Genomic DNA, 20,613 nt, shown 5'->3' on the forward strand with positions numbered 1-20,613 from the left:
ACTAAGAAAGCTTTCAAAGGAGGAAATAACAGATGAATTTAATTCCTACAGTAATTGAACAAACAAATCGTGGAGAACGCGCTTACGATATTTACTCTCGACTATTAAAAGACCGCATCATTATGCTTGGTAGCGCAATTGATGACAACGTAGCAAACTCAATCGTTTCCCAGCTTTTATTCTTGGAATCTCAAGATCCAGAAAAAGATATTCACATCTACATCAACAGCCCTGGTGGTTCTATCACAGCAGGTATGGCAATTTACGATACAATGCAGTTTATTAAACCACAAGTATCAACAATCTGTATCGGTATGGCTGCATCTATGGGTGCATTCTTACTTGCAGCAGGTGAAAAAGGAAAACGTTATGCACTTCCAAACAGTGAAGTAATGATTCACCAACCACTTGGTGGTGCACAAGGTCAAGCGACTGAAATCGAAATCGCTGCAAAACGCATCCTATTCTTACGTGAAAAATTAAACCAAATTCTTGCTGACCGTACAGGTCAACCACTTGAAGTTCTACAACGCGACACAGACCGCGACAACTTCATGACAGCAGAAAGAGCTCTAGAATACGGCTTAATCGATAAGATCTTTACAAATCGTTAATAGATTTAAAGCGGAAGCGGCTCGTTCAGCTCTGACTGGCTAAGGTTCTTTCGCATAAAAGGCGCTTTTTGCCTTCTTATGCGGAAGGTTCTTAGACACGAAGAGCTAGCCGCTGAAGCTAGATACACTAAAAGCGGAAGCGGCTCGTTCAGAATCGCAGGGCGATGGAGCCCCTGATTCCGAGGCGCTTTTTGCCTCGAATAAAGGGGCGAAACGACCGGAGATTCTAGCTGCTGAAGCTAGATATACTAAAAGCGGAAGCGCCCTATTACAGGGCGCTTTTTTATCATGTACTCCCGCGCACATACCCCGTCTAGTATTTACCGAGATATATCAGCGATTTTTCAATTATATCGAACACAACTCAAATTATATCGGCGTTTCTTTAAATATATCGACGTTTCGACACAACATATCGACTTACCGACAATTCCCGACAAGTACGAACCACCAACATACCCCCACTTTTTGTTAGCTCGCACCAATCAGAATGCCCGCAAGTAACAAAACAAAAAAACTATCGCACATTCGCGATAGCCTTTTATTGTACATATGCAGCTAATGCTTCTAAAGCTTCCTCTGCATCTGAACCTTCTGTTGTAATTGTAATCATGCTACCAGTTCCGATTGCTAAGCTCATAATCCCCATTATGCTCTTTGCATTAACTGTCTTTCCATCTTTCTCGATGAAAATATCAGAATGAAAACGATTTGCCTCTTGCACAAACAACGCAGCCGGACGTGCTTGTAAGCCGTTTTTTAATGAAACTTTAACCAGTTTTTGAACCACAGCTCCATTTCCCCTTTAACCTCTTATTTTTTTGCTACTGTTTCCCCCGCGCGTAATTTCTCTGCAATTTCATCGATTTTACGCAAACGATGATTAATACCCGATTTACTAATTTTCCCCCCGGATACCATCTCACCTAACTCTTTCAATGTTACATCTTGATAATCTCTTCGTAGTTGCGCAATTTCTCGTAGTTTATCTGGCAAAATATCAAGTCCAACCGTCTCATCAATATAGCGGATGTTCTCGATCTGCCTTAGCGCTGCACCAATTGTTTTATTTAAATTAGCTGTTTCACAGTTAACTAAACGATTTACTGAATTACGCATATCGCGAACAATTCGAATATCTTCAAATCTTAAAAGTGCATTATGAGCACCTATAATATTTAAAAACTCTGTAATTTTCTCAGCTTCTTTCAAATACGTAATGTACCCTTTTCTTCTTTCCAACGTCTTACTATTTAAATCAAATCCGTTCATCAGTTCACATATAGCATCATTATGTTCCTTATATAACGAAAAGATCTCTAAATGATAAGATGATGTTTCTGGGTTATTTACTGAACCACCTGCTAAAAATGCACCGCGTAAATACGATCGTTTACAACATTTCTTCTCGATTAATTCCTGCGATATATTTCGAATAAACGAAAAGTCATCTCGAACAATATGAAGATCTGCTAATATTTCGCGAGACTTCTCAACAAGCCGCACGATATATACATTATTTTTCTTCAATCGCATTTTTTTACGCACAAGTAATTCTACCGTCACATCATATCCTTTTTTCAAAAGCGTATAAATCCTTCTTGCGATTGCTGCATTTTCCGTTTGAATATCGATAGATAAGCGACGGTTTGAAAAAGAAAGCGATCCGTTCATTCGAAGCAACGCCGATAATTCAGCTTTCTCACAGCATTCCTTCATCTCAAGATTGGTCAGCTCTTTCTTGGTTTCCGATGCAAATGACACAGTCAACACCTCCTTATACGATTATTTTGGAACAAAAATCTTGTCCTATATGAATGAGGAGCGTTACCTCAAACGAGGCAACGCACATTTATAGCAGTGAATATAAAATCGAAGCTAACTTTAATGTATCATGTCTTACAACACGCTCATCATACTTCGCTAATTGATCTTGAATGATTTCGATATTATTTGCAGCAAAACGATCTGTATCCACTACAACTGGTCCCGACATTTCTTCCTCATATAACTTACGTAATTCACAAGGAATATCACGATTATTTACAATTGCAGTGTCGATAAATGGTTTACCTAAATGATCATGTAACGCCTGCACATGATCGAACGCAGTATACCCCATCGTTTCACCCGCTTGCGTCATAACATTACACACATATACCTTCTTCGCTTTTGCAGCAAGAACAGCGTCCCCAATTTTATTAACAACTAAATTCGGTAATATACTCGTGTACAGACTTCCTGGACCGAAAACAAGTAAATCAGCCCGTTTAATTTCCATCAACGTTTCATATAGCGGTTCTACATCTTCTGGAGTTAAAAAGACACGATTAATCTTCTTCCCGAAATAAGGGATCTTTGATTCACCTGTTACAATCTCCCCATCTTCTAACTCTGCATGAAGTACCGCACTTTGATTCGCTGCTGGCAATACACGTCCTCTGACATTTAATACTTTACTTGTCTCCGTAATCGCGTGGTAAAAGTCTCCTGTAATCGAAGTCATACCTGCCAATAATAAATTTCCTAACGCATGACCTTTCAGTCCGTCTCCAGTTGTAAAACGGTGCTGGAATAAAGCTTCCACTAATGGTTCTACATCCGATAACGCAACAAGTACGTTACGAATATCACCTGGGGGTGGAATTTCTAGCTCATCACGTAGTCTACCTGAACTGCCTCCATCATCGGCTACTGTTACAACTGCCGTAATATCAACAGGATATTGTTTTAATCCTCTTAATAAAACAGAAAGTCCAGTTCCTCCTCCCATGATGACAATTTTAGGTTTTCTCTCTATTTTCATCCCTTAATGGCCCTTTCTCTTCTCCACATCACGATGAGATACATGAACGCTATACTCTGGTTTCAAATGTTTCCCAAGGTACTCTGTAAGCGTAACAGAACGATGTTGTCCCCCTGTACATCCAATCGCAATTACAAGTTGACTCTTACCTTCTCTTTTATAATGAGGCAGCATGAAAGTAATAAGATCCGTCAATTTCTCTAAAAACTTATGTGTCTCATTAAATTTCAGCACATACGACGAAACTTCTTCATCCAGTCCTGTTAATGGCTTCATATGTGGAATGTAGTATGGATTTGGTAAAAAACGAACATCAAATACTAAATCAGCATCAATTGGAATTCCGTACTTAAATCCAAATGACATAACATTTACACGGAACGCTTGCTCAGTTTCTGTTGAGAATATGTGAACAATTTTTTCTCTTAATTCTTTCGGTTTCAAATCTGATGTATCAAGCACAATATTCGCTCGCGCCTTCATATCAGTTAATAAACCGCGCTCAGCTTCAATCCCCTTTAACGGCAAGCCAGTTGGCGCAAGTGGATGCGAACGTCTCGTTTCTTTATAACGAGTTACAAGCGTGCTATCTTTCGCATCTAAAAATAAAATATGAGGGATAATCCATGTGCGTTCTGATAAATCATCAAGTGCTCCCCATAAATACTCAAAAAACTCTCGGCCACGTAAATCAATACCGAGTGCCACTTTATTCATTTTACCTTTTGAATCCGCCATAAGTTCAATAAACTTCGGCAATAACATTGGTGGTAAATTATCTACACAAAAATATCCTAAATCTTCAAAACTTTGTAACGCTACCGTTTTTCCAGCTCCAGACATCCCTGTAATAATTACCATTTTTATATCATTATTCTCTGTCATCGTATCCTCTCCTTGCAGGTTTAACTCGGATCTAATCGATATGAAAGCAACTCAAAATCTGGGGTATATACAAATGTACCGTAGATTATACCATTCCCTTTAATTAAATAATCAATAATGTGATAATCTCCTGGTGCCATTGCTAAATCATCAATTTTATCAAATGTATGCCAACCAATGATGCCTTCTTCGCTCTCTAATTTGTTTTCTCCTGCAAAATCTGTTGCTAAAAAGGAGAACATCATCCATTCAGAAACAACCTTATCACCTTCTTGGATGACAAAGGTGAAGACCCCTTTTAATGCTGGGTTCTTTAAATAAATACCTGTTTCTTCACGATACTCGCGAACAACGGAATCTCTTACCGTCTCACCACGCTCCATCTTTCCGCCTGGTGCAACCCACCAATTTCGGCGAGGTTTTTGGAGTAAGAGTACTTCATTATCTCTAATTAACACACAGTTTGTCACTCTTTGCATGTTTCTTCACCTCAGCTACTTGCAGCAAAATTTCTCACTGCATACTCATTTCATTATACTATCAAAAACAGTTTGCTACAACGAAGGTGCCAGTCCCCTTTCGCTAAGCAATTGTAAAAATTTTTTCTATAACAAGCAATCAAAATGCCTTACTTCCCATGAATAGCACATAAAAATCCCCTTAACGTTTTTACCGTTAAGGGGACAAAAAATCCTTATTTCTTACCGAAATAAGTAACAACCGCAAATCCTAAAATAAAAGTAATAATTGAACTTACAATTGAAATTCCACCAGTCGGAATGCCAGGGAACACAATGACAATTGAACCGATAACAAGTCCAATAATTGCCGCAAATGTCATACTTTTATAACGATCTAATAAAAAGCTAATTCCTTTACTACTTACAACAAACCCAACCATAACGCCGGCACCAATAACCGCGATTAACGGTAAATTGAGTGTAGTTAAAGCGTTAATTGCTGTCGGGTACACACCAATAATTAATAAAATAAACGATCCGCTAATTCCAGGAAGAAGCATAGCCATACTAGCCATCCATCCTGCGAAAAACAAACCAATTGCATTTAAAATTGTTAACGTCGTAATTGGATCTGCTGCCTTATCTGGCTTAAAGAACGCTGTTATTGCAACAAGAATTGCTGCAACTATTAATAAAACAATGTGCTTACCTTTAAACGACGCCTTTGCATCAGCTTCCCTCATTAACACCGGTAATATACTAATAATTAAACCGAGGAAGAAAAATTGAGTCGGTTCATAATGATTTGCAAGTAAATATTTAATAACATGACTTAGCGTCAAAAACGCTGCCGCTACACCAGCAGCAAGGGGAATTAAAAATCCTAAATGTTTTTTCCATTCACGACTAAAGAACCCGCTAATTGCCGCAAGCAATTGTTCATAAATCCCTAACACAACAGCGATTGTACCGCCGCTCACACCAGGAATTAAATCACTAACGCCCATACAAAACCCACGATATATATTACGCCATTCCATACTGAATAAATTCCTCATTTCTTATAGTGATTTTTCCGTAAAGTCCAGTATATCAATAAGAAAGCTTATAATCCTACTTATTTTTGACAAAACTTTGACATTTACACAAAAAAAGAAGAAAGCCCCTATCGGTAGCTTTCTTCTCAAAAGGAAAAATCCCCTTATTTTTCTGTTACAGTTTTTAATCCTTCTAATAACTCTTCTACGTAGTGCTGTGCACTCTGCGCTGCAATACTACCATCGCCTGTTGCAGTTACAATTTGACGAAGCATTTTTTCACGAACATCACCAGCTGCGAAAATACCAGGAACTTTCGTTTCCATGCGCTCGTTCGTTTCAACATAACCATTTTCATTTGTAATACCTAACTCAACAAACGGTTTTGATAATGGTAACATACCGATGTATACGAAAACACCGTCAGTTTTAACTTCTTGTTCTTCTCCACTGTTTACATCTACAAGTGTTACGCTTCCTACTTTACCATTTGCATCGTTAATTTCTTTAATCGTGTGATTCCAAATGAAATCCACTTTCTCATTTTGGAAAGCACGATCTTGTAAAATTTTCTGTGCACGAAGAGTGTCACGACGGTGAACGATCGTTACTTTTGATGCGAAGCGTGTTAAGAACACACCCTCTTCAACAGCAGAATCTCCGCCGCCAATAACAACAAGTTCTTTATCTTTAAAGAATGCACCATCACATACTGCACAATATGATACACCGCGGCCCCCAAGTTCTGCTTCACCTGGCACACCAATCTTTTTATACTCTGCACCGCTTGCAACGATAATTGCACGTGTTTTATATTCTTTTTTACCAGCAATAATTGTTTTGTACTCTTTACCATCGATAATTTCTTTTACATCACCGTATGCATATTCAGCACCAAATTTCTTCGCATGCTCAAACATTTTATTTGATAAGTCTGGTCCTAAAATAGACTCATAACCTGGATAGTTCTCTACATCTTCTGTATTTGCCATTTGTCCACCTGGAATCCCACGCTCAAGCATCAATGTGCTTAAATTCGCACGAGATGTATATACCGCAGCTGTCATACCAGCTGGTCCTGCACCAATAATAATGACATCATAAATTTTTTCTTCTGACACACTATTCACTCCCATTCATTCATACACATTAAGTTACCCTCATTATACTGTTAGCATCACTTTTTTCCCAATGATTTGCCTATCCTACGTGTGCGTGCGCTTAACAGCCTGCACATACTTTCGTACAGTTGCTACAGATACATTATATACATCACCAAGCTCTGCCTGTGTCATCTTATTTCTTTGTTCGCCGCGCACAATGTATTCAATTGCCGCTGACCAACCGTACACATTTGTAAAAGTCGCTCCCGATGTATATAAACGTATGAACGTACAAAACCAAAAGTTTAAACACTCTTCGATTAATTCATCGTCTTTTTTCGTATAATTGTATAATGCATCCGCAATTCGTACGCACTGTTCAAATTGCTGTAAATCAGCTGGGATGCTTTTATGACTATTAAGTAAAAAGAAATATTTTGCAAGTTGCGATACGATTGGAACACCATTTTTCGCTTGCGTTACATCAAAGAAGAATCCAACCTTCTCTGGTGTTGACAACTCATTCATTAAATATAAAGCTAGCATCTTCTCTTCTAGCGTTGTACTTTTCTGAAATGATTTTCGTAACTCTTCAAATAAAAGATTTTGTCCTTCATCTGCTAAATTCAGTGCATTCCACGGTTCTTTTCCTTTTTTATCAGGATGCAATTCTACAACATGTTGCCACATTTTTTCAGCCACTTGCTGGTCTTTCATCATATAGGCAGAATATGCAAACCAATAATAAAAACTAACGTCTCCCTCGTATCCTTGACGCTTTAATACTTTGAACCATTTATAGGCACACTCGAAATGACCAATTGTTGCAAGCGTCGTTGCAAGTTTCAAACGATGTTCAAATGAAATCGGATATACTGAAACGAGCTGTCCCGCTAATGCTTCTACTTGTTTATGTTCTCCAATTGAATATAGAAAAATAAGCGTATTACAAAGCGCATGAATGTTACCAGGATTTCCCTCTAGGATCATTTCTGTTAACTTAAGCGCTTGATCTACATTACCTGATTGGAAATGTGCAATCGCTAAATTATTATGACCCGACCAAAATTCTGGATATTCTTTCGTAACAACTTCTAGTGTAGCAATCGCCTCTTCTAATTGTCCGTTACGAATGTAGCGGTTCGCTTCTTCCTGCATAACAATTAACTCATCTTCATCTTCAATCTCTTCCGCACCCATTGCTTCTTCTTCCATAATCTCAAGCAAATCTAACGTATCTTCTACAAATTCCTTCTCTTCCGCAACTTCTAAATATTGCTCTGCATACTTCTTCGCCTGTTGAAACAAGCCCATATATGCATAATTATTTGCAATAAAATAATAGCATTGCTCAAGTTCAGGATTGGATCTAACAAGCTTTAGAAATATCTGATTCGACTCTTGATATTCACCAGATTCAGATAATGCTATTGCTAGTTGGCATAAAATAAACGGCTCCTTCTCGCTTTGTGCCGCTCTTCGAAAATATTTAATTGCATCTTGCAATTTTTGCCCTTTATAAGCCCTCATCCCTTTTTTATAAAAGAAGTCCGCTAATTGATTAAAAGAGATAACTTGTCCGTTCTCCTTATATATTCTTTGATTTTTCCCCATATATCCTCCAGTTTTTTGTTTTCTTCGTTCACACATTCTTCTATCTATAAGTATAAACGATTCCGTAAAAAACAAAACAGTATATTATAATCAATTATTTCCTTTTTATTCATAAAAAGAGAAGGGAAATGTTACATTTTTAACATCAACCTTCTCTAGTGGCCATTTCCTCTTTCGTATAAATAATACGCATCGGATTTCCGCCTACGAAAGCGCCCTCTGGTACATCTTTATGGACAAGTGTGCCAGCAGAAACAATAGCACCATCTCCAATCGTTACACCTGGTAAAATTGTCGTATTCGCTCCAATCATAACTTCATTCCCTATGATGATTTCTCCGAGTCGATACTCACGAATTAAATATTCATGCGCTAAAAGCGTTGTATTATAGCCGATAATTGAATTGTCTCCCACAGTAATCTTTTCTGGAAACATAATATCTGGCATTACCATAAGTGCAAACGACGTTTTCTTTCCTACCTCCATCCGCAAAAACGTGCGATACAACCAATTCTTCACGGATAAAACGGGCGTGTAACGTGCGATTTGGATAATAATAAAGTTTTTCATTACCTTCCAAAAAGAAACTGTTTTATACACATTCCACAATGAATTTTCTCCTGAAACAGGATAGCGCGTTGTCCGTCGCACTTAACTCTCTCCTCTACTAAAAAAAGTGAAACTTGAAGTTAGTAGAGAAACATATCCCCTACTTGCTTACTTGGACCTTTATGAGCGGTTTATACTAGATAAAATCGGTAGTAAATCACTCATTTTATCTAGCACATAATCTGGTTTATACGCTTCTAAATACGCTCTACCTTTCAATGTCCATGAAACCGCTACTGTTTTCGTACCTGCATTTTGTCCACCGACGATATCATGATGATTATCACCAACCATCAATGTTTCTTCTGGTTTTGCATCTAATAATTTCAATGCTTTTTGAAGTGGTTCTGGATGTGGTTTCACATGTTCCACATCATCAATCGTCACGACAACATCAAAAAATTGATCAAGTTTTGAAAGCTTTAATCCCATTTCAACCGTCTGTCTCGCTTTCGTTGTAACGATACCGATTTTATAGCCTTGCTTCTTCAATTCTTGAACAGTTTCATATACAGTCTCATATTCTTCCACTAATTCATCATGATGCTCATGATTAAATTGGCGATAACATGCAATCATTTCTTCAACCTTACTTGTATCCATCTTACTAAAAGTGTCATGCAAAGATGGACCGATAAATGCCAATACATCTTCACGCTTATATTGATTTGGATAATATGTATGTAACGTATGCAAAAAAGAAGAGATAATAAGTTCATTTGTATTAATTAACGTTCCATCTAAATCAAATAACACTGTATTTATTTTCATCGTCCTTAATCCTTTCATTACCTGAATATGAAAGAAGCAGCATCTTATATAAGATGCTACTTTTCTCTAATTTTCTAAATATCTTTTATCAGCTTGCCCCATCTTTCGTCTCACAATAATGAAAATGATAGAAATAACAACAATTCCAATAGACATTACTTGTGCAATACGAAGTGGTCCTAACATTAAACTATCTGTACGCAAACCTTCTACGAAGAAGCGTCCCACTGAATACCAAATTAAATATGTGAAGAATAGTTCCCCGCGGCGTAAATTCACTTTTCGTAACGCGAGTAGTAAAATAACACCTGCAAAGTTCCATAATGATTCATATAAAAACGTTGGGTGATAATACACACCATCAATGTACATTTGATTAATAATAAAATCTGGTAAATGAAGACCTTCTAAAAACTGTCTCGTTACTTCATCACCATGTGCCTCTTGGTTCATAAAGTTTCCCCATCGGCCAATTGCTTGTCCTAGTAAAATACTTGGCGCAGCAATATCCGCTAACTTCCAGAATGAAAGCCCGCGTCGTTTCGCAAAAAGAATCCCTGTAATAACAGCCCCGATTAAACCACCATGAATCGCCAAACCACCTTGACGAATATTAATAATTTGACTCGGATTTTGCGAATAATATTCCCATTCAAAAATGACATAATACATTCTCGCAAAAAGAATCGCAATTGGTACTGCAATTAATACAAGATCGATAAATGTATCTTTGTGAATACCAAGCCTTTCTCCCTCGCGAGTCGCTAGCCAAAGACCTAATAGCACACCTGTACCGATAATAACCCCATACCAATAAACAGGGAACGGTCCGAGCTGAATTGCTACACGGTCAAGCTGTGGTACGGAACCTAACAGCATATGTATGACCTCCCTCTCCAGAGTCTACTCTTGATTTCCTAACTCAATCGCACTCATTAATCGTTCAGAGAACTGCTGTGCCGCATTGACTCCCATACGTTTCAATCTGAAGTTCATCGCTGCTACTTCAATAATAACAGCCAAGTTTCGACCAGGACGAACTGGAAGTGTAATCTTCGTAAGTTCTGTATCAATAATCTTCATCTTCTCTTCATCAAGACCTAAGCGATCATAATTTTTCTTTTGATCCCAAATTTCAAGATTAATAACAAGTGTAATACGTTTATAATTTCTTACTGCCCCTGCACCGAATAACGTCATTACGTTAATGATACCTAGACCACGAATTTCTAATAAATGCTCAATTAAATCAGGTGAGCTTCCTACTAATGTGTCTTCATCTTCTTGACGAATTTCTACGCTATCATCCGCAACAAGGCGGTGACCGCGCTTTACAAGTTCAAGCGCTGTCTCACTTTTCCCGACACCACTTTGACCTGTAATTAAAACACCAACGCCATAAATATCTACTAACACACCATGAACAGCTGTTGTTGGCGCTAACTTACCTTCTAAGTAGTTTGTTAAACGACTTGATAATCTCGTCGTCGTTTGAGCAGAACGTAATAAAGGCACGCCTGATTCACGTGATGCTTGTAATAACTCATCCGGTACATCTTGATTACGAGTTACAATAATACAAGGCGTTTCTTCAGTACAAAGCGCTTTCATTCTCTCTTGCTTTTGCTCTGTCGTTAACGTATCAAAGAACGTAAGCTCTGTTTTTCCAAGAAGCTGTACACGATCAGCTGGATAATATGTAAAAAATCCTGCCATTTCAATTCCAGGTCGTGATAAATCACTTGTATCAATTGGACGATGAATTCCTTCTTCACCACTTACTAACTCCAATTGAAATTGTTCAATTAAATCTTTTGTCCTTACTTTTGGCATATGTATAAACCTCCACTCCGCTGCGGGTTCAGTCTCATTTGATGTAAAATTCCATTCTACCGGATATTGTACCATTTTTTTCTGGAAACAAGAAATACGGTTTCTAATAAATAGAAAAAAACATTTCATACGAATCATGAAATGTTTTTCTTTTTGTCATTTTCTCTTTTTTTCATATAACGGTTCAACAATTGCCTTTTCAATTATCATATTAAAAATCGAAATACAAATTGCCGCAATAATCGCTACACCAAATCCTGATATATTAAAAGCATCTCCTAATAATGAATCTGCCATTTTTAACGTAATCGCATTAATAACAATTAAGAAGAAACCGAAAGTTACAACAGTAATTGGTAGCGTAATTAAAATTAAAAGTGGCTTTACAAATACGTTTAAAATCGCCAATATAATACTCGCAATAATTGCAGTTTGTATATTTGCTATGTAAAATGCGTCTGGTGCAACCCCTTTTAAAAGTCCTGACACAGCGATTAACACAACGCTATTTACAAGAAGTGATACAATCCATCTCATTTCTTTACACATCCTTTTGACATATATATTTCATCATACGCTAATAGATAAGAAACGCAAGTATCATACAAACTCTTATACCAATTTATTCTATTCTTTATACTCGTATACCTACTAACAACCTTACCAATTTTCCTTAGTGAAATAAAAACCGAGTGTCATTTCCACTCGGTTTTCATCTATAAACTTATTGCGATAACTCTACTTCTTTTATTTTCTCTTTCATTCTTGCTTTATCACGATCTAAAATCTCTTTTAAATACTTACCTGTATACGAGCGCTCTTCTTTCACTACTTGCTCTGGCGTTCCGGAAGCAACGATTTGTCCGCCTTTGTCCCCGCCTTCTGGTCCAAGGTCAATGATATAATCAGCTGTTTTAATAACATCTAAATTATGCTCAATTACAAGTACTGTCTCGCCACTCTCAACAAGACGTTGCAACACTTCTAGAAGACGCGCAATATCATGGGCATGTAAGCCAGTCGTTGGCTCATCTAAAATGTATAATGTACGCCCTGTAGAACGACGGTGCAATTCAGAAGCTAATTTCACACGTTGCGCCTCGCCACCTGATAACGTTGTAGCTGGTTGCCCTAATTTCATATAACCAAGCCCTACATCTACAAGCGTTTGAAGTTTACGCTTAATTTTCGGGATATTAGCAAAGAACTCTACCCCATCTTCAATCGTCATTGCTAATACTTCAGAAATGTTCTTATCTTTATATTTAACTTCCAACGTTTCACGGTTGTAGCGTTTACCGTGACAAACTTCGCACGGTACATACACGTCTGGTAAGAAATGCATTTCGATTTTTATAATTCCATCACCGCGGCACGCTTCACAACGGCCACCTTTTACGTTAAAGCTAAAACGTCCCTTTTGATATCCGCGCACTTTCGCTTCATTCGTTTGCGCAAACACATCACGAATATCATCGAATACACCTGTATACGTAGCTGGGTTGGAACGTGGTGTACGCCCGATTGGTGATTGATCAATATCAATAACTTTATCTAACTGCTCAAGACCCTTAATTTCTTTATGAGCCCCTGGCTTCGCTTTTGCTTTATATAGCTTTTGAGCTAACGCTTTATATAACACTTCATTAATCATCGTACTTTTTCCAGATCCAGATACACCTGTTACCGCTACAAATGTACCTAGAGGGAATGACATTTTCGCGTTTTTCAAGTTGTTTTCTTTCGCACCGACGATCTCCACTTTACGTCCGTCACCTTTACGTCTTTCAAGTGGTACTGGAATGAACTCTTTACCGCTTAAATATTTCCCAGTTAATGAATTTTCGTCTTGCATCACTTCAGCTGGTGTACCCGCTGATACAACTTGACCACCGTGAATACCTGCACCCGGTCCGATATCAAGTAAATAATCAGCAGCCATCATCGTATCTTCATCATGCTCAACGACAATTAACGTATTTCCTAAATCACGCATTTCCTGCAATGTACGAATAAGACGATCATTATCACGTTGATGCAAACCGATAGAAGGCTCATCAAGAATGTAAAGCACACCCGTAAGACGAGAACCAATTTGTGTCGCTAAACGAATACGCTGCGCCTCACCACCTGATAAAGTTCCTGCAGCACGACTTAACGTTAAATAATCTAAACCAACGTTCACTAAGAATCCAACGCGCTCCTGAATTTCTCTTAAAATTAAATGAGCAATTTTTTGTTGTTTCTCCGTTAACTCAACATTCGAGAAGAATTCCTGTACTTCTTGAACAGAATACTTTGTAACATCGGCGATCGTTTTATCCCCAACGAAAACAGCTAAACTCTCAGGCTTTAAGCGTCCGCCTTTACACTTCGGACAGGCTTGCTCTGCCATATATTTCTCCATTTGCTCACGAACATAATCAGAACTCGTCTCACGATAACGACGCTCGATATTCGGAATAACACCTTCAAATAAAATCTCATTTTCCTTTACTTGACCAAATTCATTCACATAGCGGAAATAAACTTTCTCTTCCCCGCTTCCGTACAATACTTTATCAAATAAATCTTTCGGTATATCTTTCACAGGCGTATCCATATCAACGCCGTAGTGATTACATACAGATCGTAAAAGTTGCGGGTAATATTGTGAACTTGTCGGTTCCCACGGAGCAATCGCATGTTCATTTAATGATACATCCCAATTCGGAATAACAAGCTCTAAATCTACTTCTAGCTTTGAGCCAAGTCCATCACAAGAAGGACATGCGCCGAACGGACTGTTGAACGAGAACATACGCGGCTCTAATTCACCAATTGAAAAACCACAATGTGGACATGCGTGATGCTCACTAAAGAGAAGTTCTTCTTCTCCCATAACGTCGATTAAAACTCGGCCCCCGCCAAGCTTTAAAGCACTTTCGAGTGAATCTGCAAGACGACTCGCAATTCCTTCTTTTACAACAATACGGTCAATTACAACTTCTATAGAATGCTTCTTATTTTTGTCTAACGTAATCTCTTCAGATACATCAAGCATTTCACCATTGACACGTACACGAACATAACCTTGCTTCTTAATATCTTCAAGCACTTTTACATGTGCACCTTTGCGTCCTGACACGATAGGAGCTAACACTTGTAATTTCGTACGTTCAGGATATTCAAGAACACGGTCTACCATCTGTTCTACTGTTTGCGATGTAATTTCAATTCCATGATTCGGACAAATTGGCGTACCAATTCGCGCAAATAATAAACGTAAATAATCATAAATCTCCGTCACTGTTCCGACAGTTGAACGCGGATTACGACTCGTCGTTTTTTGATCGATCGAAATCGCTGGTGACAATCCTTCGATCGTATCCACATCAGGTTTATCCATTTGCCCTAAAAACTGACGTGCATACGCAGATAACGATTCTACGTATCTGCGCTGCCCTTCTGCATAAATCGTATCGAATGCTAACGATGATTTCCCTGAACCAGACAATCCCGTTACAACAACAAGCTGATTTCTTGGAATGGTTACATCAATATTTTTCAAGTTATGTGCTCTGGCACCTTTTACAACAATAAAATCCTTGCTCATGCTCACTCTTTTCACCCTTCCGCCTTTAATTCTAATAGTAAATCTCTTAGTTCAGCTGCACGCTCGAAGTCTAACGCTTTTGCTGCTTCCTTCATCTCTGCTTCCATCTTCGCAATTGTATTTTCGCGTTCTTTTTTCGTCATCTTCTTAGCTGGTGTTGCTTCATATGTTTCCGTATCCTCAGCTGCTGTTGTCGCGCGAATAACGTCACGTACTCCTTTTTGAATCGTTTTCGGCGTAATACCATGCTCCTCATTGTAAGCTTCTTGTATACTACGACGACGCTGTGTTTCTTCAATTGCAATTCCCATTGATCTTGTTATGCGATCTGCGTACATAATAACGCGGCCGTTTGCATTACGTGCCGCACGACCAATTGTTTGAATTAATGAACGCTCTGAACGTAGGAATCCTTCCTTATCAGCATCTAAAATAGCTACAAGTGATACTTCTGGAATATCTAATCCTTCTCGCAATAAGTTAATACCGACAAGTACATCAAATTTACCAAGGCGAAGGTCCCGGATAATTTCAATACGTTCTAACGTTTTAATTTCAGAGTGAAGATAGTTCACCTTAATTCCTACATCTTTCAAGTAATCCGTTAAATCCTCTGACATTTTTTTCGTTAAAGTCGTAATTAATACACGTTCATTTTTCAAAATACGATCTTGAATTTCTCCTAACAAGTCATCAATTTGCCCTTCAATTGGTCGTATATCAATTGGTGGATCTAACAGACCTGTTGGACGAATAATTTGTTCTATTACTTCTGGTGATTGCTCTAACTCGTATGGTCCTGGCGTTGCCGAAACGTAAATAACTTGATTCGTTTTCTCTTCAAACTCATCAAACGTGAGCGGTCTATTATCTAAAGCTGATGGCAGACGGAATCCATGATCTACAAGTACTTGCTTACGCGCTTGGTCTCCGTTATACATCGCTCTTACTTGCGGCACCGATACGTGCGACTCATCCATAACAATTAAAAAATCTTCTGGAAAATAGTCTAACAGTGTATATGGTGTTGAACCTGCTGGACGAAGTGTTAATTGACGGGAATAGTTTTCAATCCCTGAACAAAAGCCCATCTCTCGCATCATTTCTAAATCATAACGTGTTCGCTGTTCTATACGCTGCGCCTCTAACAACTTACCGTTATCATTTAATTCTTTTAAACGTTCTTCTAATTCTTTTTCAATATTTTCAATAGCGACCTTCAGCTTTTCTTCACGTGTAACGAAGTGAGATGCCGGGAAGATTGCTACATGATCACGTTCTGCTAATACTTCACCCGTTAATGCATTTACTTCTCGAATACGATCTATTTCATCACCGAAAAATTCAATTCGAATACAATGTTCGTCGAGTGATGCCGGGAAGATTTCAACTACATCTCCGCGTACACGGAATGTACCACGCTTGAAATCAATATCATTACGTCCATACTGTACATCAACAAGTTCACGAAGCAATTGATTACGGTCCTTTTCCATACCAACTCGAAGTGAAACAACTAACTCGCGGTATTCTTCCGGTGAACCTAAACCGTATATGCATGACACACTCGCAACGATAATAACATCATCTCGTTCAAATAAAGAAGACGTTGCCGAGTGACGTAATTTATCGATTTCATCATTAATTTGCGCATCTTTTTCAATAAATGTATCCGTATGTGGTACGTACGCTTCCGGCTGATAATAATCGTAATAACTAACAAAATACTCAACAGAATTGTTAGGAAAGAAATCTTTCAACTCACTATATAGCTGTCCCGCTAACGTTTTATTATGAGCCATTACAAGTGTTGGCTTCTGCACTTCTTTAATGACATTTGAAATCGTAAATGTCTTACCCGTTCCTGTTGCTCCAAGCAACACTTGCTTTTTCTTACCACTATTAATTCCCTCTACAAGCTTCTCTATCGCTCCCGGCTGATCACCTTGCGGGGAATACTCTGAGATAATTTCAAATGGATGTTCCAACTAAAAACCGACCTCCTCATAAAAATCTGTATTATTATTTTACCACGAATGCTCATAAAAAACCTAAAAAAACGAACAGATATTCGGTAAAACTTTCGACAATATATACATAAAAAAGGAAGGAATAAATACTTCCTTCCTCTACTAACTCTATTTTTTAAGTACATATAATAAGTCATATCCATTGCGCCCATTTTCATTCGTACAATCTATTAACCTATATGCCGTTTCTGATTCACGTTGCTCTTTAACAATCCTTTTACAACTACCTTTATGTAACCCTTTATGGTCACCAGCAAATTGGTCTTGTCTATTATCTAACACATAAAGTATATCTTTCTCACTATGCTGTAACGTTTGAAAAATCGGGTCACCTTCATGTGTATACTGTACAATTCTTATTTTATCAACTTTCCCTTGTTCCACATTCCAAACGAACTTCTCGAATTTATCTAGATTAGAAATTTCTGCCCCCTTTGCAACGACATCATTCTTCTTATCAATTGCATTGTTAGGTTGTGAACACGCTACTAAACTAAAGAGAAATAAGCATATAAAACCTGTGCTTTTTCCTATTGTTATCCTCTCCTATACAAACTATTGGTATACTAGAAAAAGCTACTTTCCTCTATGAAAGTAGCTTCTTGTTTCCTTTCTCCTTCTTCGGAAAAATAACATATGAAAATGAAATCGCAGTATCCGCTAAAAGAATAATAACCCATACTTTGCTTACACGGCTTGCTGTTTTATTTAAAACGATTCCTGACTCTAACCAATTTCCCCACTGTTCCACTGGAATAAGCCCATACATGAAGAAAAAGAATATATGAACCGCAACAAACAAAATAAGATGTAAAGCCCAATTTTTTATTTCCTGCTTCGCGTGCGCCATGCCTGTTACTTCAAGTGGTTCTTCGATAATAGGCGCCGGTTCATTCCGCCACCTCGCAACTAATTTTTGTACATATATATCTAATTTCTTCAAATCCTTTTTTCCATAAAAAACTGCATATAATAAAATGATTACCGTAATGATTTGAAAATTAGAGAACTTCCCTGTTTGATAATAGTCCACTACCCCTAAGGTTAAAATAAACACTTCATTTATGAGTAGCACAATCCCCATAATAATGCTCGCCTTTTTCAAGCGAAATCCATACCTTAGTAAAAAGAATCCAATAGCTGATAGCCAAAATACAATCTCTGCACCAATTAAAAAGTACCATCGATATTCTGCGAGTATACTCATTTATCCCTCTCCCTTTCATCATATATACGAAAAGCCTCATCCATATATACTAGAAGCTCTTCCTCAATTGGATACATACCCATTTTCTGTGAATCTTCTTTTGACTTTCTTACTTCCCACAATTTATCTAAAAATGCTTCATCACCATTTGCCATCTCCAAACACTTCTGCATTAGTTTCTTTGTTGCACCTTGTACTTCATCACATGATGCTTCCTTACCGTCTTTCATAAAGTTACGCAATTGTTTTAATAAATCTACCCACTCTAAAACATTTGAATCTTCTTCACTCATGTTCGGCAAATTATGAAGCAACTTTTGTTCTCCCCTAGAAAAAACTTCATTTTGAAACATCTCACGTATTCGCGGAGACTGTTTCGAAAGCTGAATGAGTTCAAACATAACTTTCCAATCCAGTTCCCCTTCCACATCTACTGAATAAACAACTGCTTGTAAAATACGTTCCATTCGATTAAATTTTTTCTGTTCTTCTTGTACAAACTTAAGTTGCTTTTCAAGCGATACTTTTAAATTGAGCTCATCCGTTATTAACATATTCGTAATCTCTTTTAATGAAAAACCCATTTCTTTTAAAAATAAAATTTGCTGCAAACGAACAACGTCTCTCTCGCTATATAACCGATGTCCCCCATCAGTTTTCCCACTCGGCTTTAATAAATCGATTTGATCATAATATCGTAGCGTCCTTACTGTAACCCCTGTTTCCCTCGTTAGTTCTTGAATTGAAATCAACTCCATCACCTCTTCTCCTTCATTATAAAAGGTGACGTAACGTAATCTTCAAGTAGTTTGTAAAAAAAATACAAAAAGCTGTTTATACCTTTTGTATAAACAGCTTTTATGGAAATAACCCCTTTTGCACGGCACGCCCACAAAATAAAATAATCGCCCCAACAACAACACTTGTTGCCGTTTTATGATAATGGGCTAAAACTAATAAATAGTATGATAAACCTACAGCACCAATCATAATACATACACTTGGTACTGGATTACGAGAGAAATTTTGCATCCCCCACAAAAGTGCAAATATAGCCGTCGCAACACATAATACCGCTAATCCCATCCCGTTTCCCCTTTATGTATTTATTTGATTTCCCTTGTTGCTAATACACTCGTTGATGCCCCACTAAAGATAAGCTCCCTACAAACCGCTTCCTCATACATGATCAGCCTCTTTTTGATTTCTATATTTCCATTTCGGCCAATAGTTCACAAAGAAATAAACAAACTGTCCTAATACAAATAAAACAAATGGCATGCCCGCATTTCCATAAACAATTAAATTGTACAAACTCCATACCGCTAAACTAATTGTTAAAAATAACCCTAAATATTTAAACGCTTTATCCGACTGAAATCTCTCAAACTCATCTTGCATTTTCATTCCTCCTATCGCTATGCTCGTTTCCCCGCCATTACTCCTATGATGAGACTACCAGCAAATAAGAAACTACATACAGTGAATATTTCTGGAATCGGTATAACAGCTCTTCCTATTCCTTTGCTCGCAACAATATAAACTATAAGTAGAATAAACGCGAATATAAATGAGACATTTACATACTTTTTTATATTTTCATTTACTCGCTCATCTATATCTGGAATTTCTTCTTTTCTGTACTTATGCTTTTTGTAATACACATAAACTGTTAAAAGTAGAATTGCTAAAATGTTACTAACTATTAGCGGTAACATTGGTATAGATGGGTCCATTAGCCGAACTAAAACGTCTCCTCCACATAATCCTAAGACAGTAGCTATATACAACTTTTTAGTATCGTTCATTTCCTCTCTCCTTACTCCAGCATAAATATTTCTTCCACCTTCATCTCAAAATATTTGGCGATTTTTAGGGATAACTCTAGACTCGGGTTATAGTGATGGTTCTCAATTGCCACGATTGTCTGCCGCGTCACTTGCATCGCCTTTGCCATTTCAATTTGCGTTATATGATGTTGTTTTCGTAATTCTTTAATTTTATTTTTTACACCCATAGGCTCCACCTTCGAAAGTAAAGATATCTT

General features: G+C 37.7%; 23 protein-coding genes. 1 reads left to right on the plus strand and 22 read right to left on the minus strand.

Features of this window, described 5'->3' with window-relative positions; all coding sequences use genetic code 11:
- The first annotated feature begins 32 nt into the window (after positions 1–32).
- The gene (gene clpP / locus LUS72_RS25475; protein ID WP_001049163.1) at positions 33–614 is read left to right on the plus strand and encodes an ATP-dependent Clp endopeptidase proteolytic subunit ClpP; all 582 of its coding nucleotides are present in this window, start codon (positions 33–35) and stop codon (positions 612–614) included.
- A 541-nt stretch (positions 615–1,155) separates the two neighbouring features.
- Here clpP and LUS72_RS25480 read toward each other — a convergent pair.
- From LUS72_RS25480 to LUS72_RS25585, 22 genes are all read right to left on the minus strand, one after another.
- Complete coding sequence (locus LUS72_RS25480) at positions 1,156–1,404, minus strand: HPr family phosphocarrier protein (RefSeq protein ID WP_000250255.1); 249 nt, start codon at positions 1,402–1,404, stop codon at positions 1,156–1,158.
- 23 nt (positions 1,405–1,427) lie between these two features.
- Positions 1,428–2,378 carry a DNA-binding protein WhiA gene (gene whiA, locus LUS72_RS25485; protein WP_000006563.1) on the minus strand — a complete coding sequence of 317 codons (951 nt, stop codon included), beginning with the start codon at positions 2,376–2,378 and terminating at the stop codon, positions 1,428–1,430.
- Positions 2,379–2,466: 88 nt separating this feature from the next.
- Complete coding sequence (locus tag LUS72_RS25490; protein WP_097832343.1) at positions 2,467–3,420, minus strand: gluconeogenesis factor YvcK family protein; 954 nt, start codon at positions 3,418–3,420, stop codon at positions 2,467–2,469.
- Positions 3,421–3,423: 3 nt separating this feature from the next.
- A complete protein-coding gene (gene rapZ, locus LUS72_RS25495) occupies positions 3,424–4,305 on the minus strand; it encodes an RNase adapter RapZ (RefSeq protein WP_000138460.1) in 882 nt (293 codons plus the stop codon).
- Positions 4,306–4,325: 20 nt separating this feature from the next.
- The gene (locus LUS72_RS25500; protein ID WP_001190080.1) at positions 4,326–4,784 is read right to left on the minus strand and encodes an NUDIX hydrolase; all 459 of its coding nucleotides are present in this window, start codon (positions 4,782–4,784) and stop codon (positions 4,326–4,328) included.
- Positions 4,785–4,999: 215 nt separating this feature from the next.
- On the minus strand, positions 5,000–5,806 hold the full coding sequence (locus LUS72_RS25505; protein ID WP_097832344.1) for a DUF368 domain-containing protein: 807 nt from the start codon (positions 5,804–5,806) through the stop codon (positions 5,000–5,002).
- A gap of 161 nt (positions 5,807–5,967) precedes the next feature.
- Positions 5,968–6,924: a thioredoxin-disulfide reductase gene (gene trxB / locus LUS72_RS25510; RefSeq protein WP_264448408.1), complete on the minus strand. Its 957-nt coding sequence runs from the start codon at positions 6,922–6,924 to the stop codon at positions 5,968–5,970.
- An 84-nt stretch (positions 6,925–7,008) separates the two neighbouring features.
- On the minus strand, positions 7,009–8,520 hold the full coding sequence (locus tag LUS72_RS25515; RefSeq protein WP_264448409.1) for a tetratricopeptide repeat protein: 1,512 nt from the start codon (positions 8,518–8,520) through the stop codon (positions 7,009–7,011).
- Positions 8,521–8,665: 145 nt separating this feature from the next.
- Positions 8,666–9,172, minus strand: a complete 507-nt coding sequence (locus tag LUS72_RS25520; protein ID WP_071748026.1) for an acyltransferase — start codon at positions 9,170–9,172, stop codon at positions 8,666–8,668.
- A 78-nt stretch (positions 9,173–9,250) separates the two neighbouring features.
- On the minus strand, positions 9,251–9,901 hold the full coding sequence (gene ppaX, locus LUS72_RS25525; protein ID WP_097832346.1) for a pyrophosphatase PpaX: 651 nt from the start codon (positions 9,899–9,901) through the stop codon (positions 9,251–9,253).
- Between the two features lie 66 nt (positions 9,902–9,967).
- Positions 9,968–10,780 carry a prolipoprotein diacylglyceryl transferase gene (gene lgt / locus LUS72_RS25530; protein WP_097832347.1) on the minus strand — a complete coding sequence of 271 codons (813 nt, stop codon included), beginning with the start codon at positions 10,778–10,780 and terminating at the stop codon, positions 9,968–9,970.
- Positions 10,781–10,804: 24 nt separating this feature from the next.
- On the minus strand, positions 10,805–11,734 hold the full coding sequence (gene hprK, locus LUS72_RS25535) for an HPr(Ser) kinase/phosphatase (RefSeq protein ID WP_002016091.1): 930 nt from the start codon (positions 11,732–11,734) through the stop codon (positions 10,805–10,807).
- Between the two features lie 156 nt (positions 11,735–11,890).
- A complete protein-coding gene (locus tag LUS72_RS25540; RefSeq protein ID WP_264448410.1) occupies positions 11,891–12,271 on the minus strand; it encodes a phage holin family protein in 381 nt (126 codons plus the stop codon).
- 187 nt (positions 12,272–12,458) lie between these two features.
- Positions 12,459–15,329: an excinuclease ABC subunit UvrA gene (gene uvrA, locus LUS72_RS25545; RefSeq protein WP_264449085.1), complete on the minus strand. Its 2,871-nt coding sequence runs from the start codon at positions 15,327–15,329 to the stop codon at positions 12,459–12,461.
- Positions 15,330–15,340: 11 nt separating this feature from the next.
- Positions 15,341–17,317, minus strand: a complete 1,977-nt coding sequence (gene uvrB, locus LUS72_RS25550; RefSeq protein WP_264448411.1) for an excinuclease ABC subunit B — start codon at positions 17,315–17,317, stop codon at positions 15,341–15,343.
- A 150-nt stretch (positions 17,318–17,467) separates the two neighbouring features.
- The gene (locus tag LUS72_RS25555) at positions 17,468–17,899 is read right to left on the minus strand and encodes a DUF4362 domain-containing protein (RefSeq protein ID WP_264449086.1); all 432 of its coding nucleotides are present in this window, start codon (positions 17,897–17,899) and stop codon (positions 17,468–17,470) included.
- Between the two features lie 46 nt (positions 17,900–17,945).
- Entirely contained in the window at positions 17,946–18,566 is a 621-nt protein-coding gene (locus LUS72_RS25560) for a hypothetical protein (protein WP_264448412.1), read from the minus strand.
- Complete coding sequence (locus LUS72_RS25565) at positions 18,563–19,324, minus strand: MerR family transcriptional regulator (protein WP_264448413.1); 762 nt, start codon at positions 19,322–19,324, stop codon at positions 18,563–18,565. The genes LUS72_RS25560 and LUS72_RS25565 overlap by 4 nt, the downstream gene beginning before the upstream one ends.
- A gap of 100 nt (positions 19,325–19,424) precedes the next feature.
- Positions 19,425–19,652 carry a hypothetical protein gene (locus LUS72_RS25570; protein ID WP_097832353.1) on the minus strand — a complete coding sequence of 76 codons (228 nt, stop codon included), beginning with the start codon at positions 19,650–19,652 and terminating at the stop codon, positions 19,425–19,427.
- Between the two features lie 93 nt (positions 19,653–19,745).
- Positions 19,746–19,967 carry a hypothetical protein gene (locus LUS72_RS25575; RefSeq protein WP_001150195.1) on the minus strand — a complete coding sequence of 74 codons (222 nt, stop codon included), beginning with the start codon at positions 19,965–19,967 and terminating at the stop codon, positions 19,746–19,748.
- A gap of 17 nt (positions 19,968–19,984) precedes the next feature.
- Positions 19,985–20,374 carry a hypothetical protein gene (locus tag LUS72_RS25580; protein ID WP_097832355.1) on the minus strand — a complete coding sequence of 130 codons (390 nt, stop codon included), beginning with the start codon at positions 20,372–20,374 and terminating at the stop codon, positions 19,985–19,987.
- 11 nt (positions 20,375–20,385) lie between these two features.
- Positions 20,386–20,583 (minus strand): helix-turn-helix transcriptional regulator, encoded by a 198-nt coding sequence (locus tag LUS72_RS25585; protein ID WP_097832356.1) that lies wholly within the window; start codon positions 20,581–20,583, stop codon positions 20,386–20,388.
- Between the last annotated feature and the right edge of the window lie 30 nt (positions 20,584–20,613).

Source organism: Bacillus cereus, from assembly GCF_025917685.1.
Taxonomy (GTDB): domain Bacteria; phylum Bacillota; class Bacilli; order Bacillales; family Bacillaceae_G; genus Bacillus_A; species Bacillus_A cereus_AT.

What these genes read in the sequence shown, in the direction of transcription:
- LUS72_RS25585 (WP_097832356.1), bottom strand. Translation starts at nt 20,583, where the DNA reads ATGGGTGTAAAAAATAAAATTAAAGAATTACGAAAACAACATCATATA.
- LUS72_RS25505 (WP_097832344.1), bottom strand. Translation starts at nt 5,806, where the DNA reads ATGGAATGGCGTAATATATATCGTGGGTTTTGTATGGGCGTTAGTGAT.
- LUS72_RS25500 (WP_001190080.1), bottom strand. Translation starts at nt 4,784, where the DNA reads ATGCAAAGAGTGACAAACTGTGTGTTAATTAGAGATAATGAAGTACTC.
- LUS72_RS25570 (WP_097832353.1), bottom strand. Translation starts at nt 19,652, where the DNA reads ATGGGATTAGCGGTATTATGTGTTGCGACGGCTATATTTGCACTTTTG.
- ppaX (WP_097832346.1), bottom strand. Translation starts at nt 9,901, where the DNA reads ATGAAAATAAATACAGTGTTATTTGATTTAGATGGAACGTTAATTAAT.
- LUS72_RS25515 (WP_264448409.1), bottom strand. Translation starts at nt 8,520, where the DNA reads ATGGGGAAAAATCAAAGAATATATAAGGAGAACGGACAAGTTATCTCT.
- LUS72_RS25575 (WP_001150195.1), bottom strand. Translation starts at nt 19,967, where the DNA reads ATGCAAGATGAGTTTGAGAGATTTCAGTCGGATAAAGCGTTTAAATAT.
- clpP (WP_001049163.1), top strand. Translation starts at nt 33, where the DNA reads ATGAATTTAATTCCTACAGTAATTGAACAAACAAATCGTGGAGAACGC.
- LUS72_RS25580 (WP_097832355.1), bottom strand. Translation starts at nt 20,374, where the DNA reads ATGAACGATACTAAAAAGTTGTATATAGCTACTGTCTTAGGATTATGT.
- LUS72_RS25565 (WP_264448413.1), bottom strand. Translation starts at nt 19,324, where the DNA reads ATGGAGTTGATTTCAATTCAAGAACTAACGAGGGAAACAGGGGTTACA.
- LUS72_RS25490 (WP_097832343.1), bottom strand. Translation starts at nt 3,420, where the DNA reads ATGAAAATAGAGAGAAAACCTAAAATTGTCATCATGGGAGGAGGAACT.
- uvrA (WP_264449085.1), bottom strand. Translation starts at nt 15,329, where the DNA reads ATGAGCAAGGATTTTATTGTTGTAAAAGGTGCCAGAGCACATAACTTG.
- hprK (WP_002016091.1), bottom strand. Translation starts at nt 11,734, where the DNA reads ATGCCAAAAGTAAGGACAAAAGATTTAATTGAACAATTTCAATTGGAG.
- rapZ (WP_000138460.1), bottom strand. Translation starts at nt 4,305, where the DNA reads ATGACAGAGAATAATGATATAAAAATGGTAATTATTACAGGGATGTCT.
- LUS72_RS25560 (WP_264448412.1), bottom strand. Translation starts at nt 18,566, where the DNA reads ATGAGTATACTCGCAGAATATCGATGGTACTTTTTAATTGGTGCAGAG.
- lgt (WP_097832347.1), bottom strand. Translation starts at nt 10,780, where the DNA reads ATGCTGTTAGGTTCCGTACCACAGCTTGACCGTGTAGCAATTCAGCTC.
- LUS72_RS25540 (WP_264448410.1), bottom strand. Translation starts at nt 12,271, where the DNA reads ATGAGATGGATTGTATCACTTCTTGTAAATAGCGTTGTGTTAATCGCT.